The organism is Pseudonocardia halophobica (genome assembly GCF_027922425.1).
Classification (GTDB): Bacteria; Actinomycetota; Actinomycetes; order Mycobacteriales; family Pseudonocardiaceae; genus Pseudonocardia; species Pseudonocardia halophobica.
In genome coordinates, this window is sequence record NZ_BSFQ01000275.1 from 1 (window position 1) to 552 (window position 552).

Annotated in this window: 1 protein-coding gene; it reads left to right on the forward strand. The window is 83.2% G+C overall.

Going from position 1 to position 552, the window contains the following annotated elements:
• A partial coding sequence (locus PKE99_RS38585; protein ID WP_271215175.1) for a hypothetical protein occupies nt 1–552 on the forward strand: 552 nt, incomplete at both ends.

A 552-nucleotide genomic window follows, 5' to 3' on the forward strand; every position in this document is an offset into this window, starting at 1 on the left:
CCCGAGGCCCTGGCCGCCGCGCGCCGCGAGCGCGACACCGCGGTCGACGGCCTGCTGGCCGCCGTCCGCGATCCCGCGGCGCCGGACCCCGCCCGGCTCGCGCGGGCGTCGCTCGCCGTCGAGCGCGCGGTCCGCGAAGCCGATGCGCTGGCCGACGGCATGATCACCGCCGCGGACCGGATGGCCGAGCTGACCCGCGCCCGGGCGGACGCCACCGCCGCCGAGGAGGAACACGCGGCTGCCGAGAGCGCCGCGCAGGCCGCGACGACCGCCCGCGCCCAGGCCCGCGAGCACTGGATCGCCCTGTGGGGCGCCTGCCCCGCCCCTCATCCGGACGAGGCCGACACCGTGCGCCGCGGCCTGCTCGCCGCCCGCCAGGCCCTCGCCGAGCGCGACCACGCCGCCGCGCGGGCCGCCGACCTCGCCGCCGACGAGGCCGCCCAGGCCGCCACGCTCGCCGCCGCCTTGGAGGCGGCCGGCCGCGCCCGCCCCGGCGCCGATCTCGGCGCGCTGCTCCCCGCCGCCGAGGACCTCGGGGCGGAGGGCGACGCC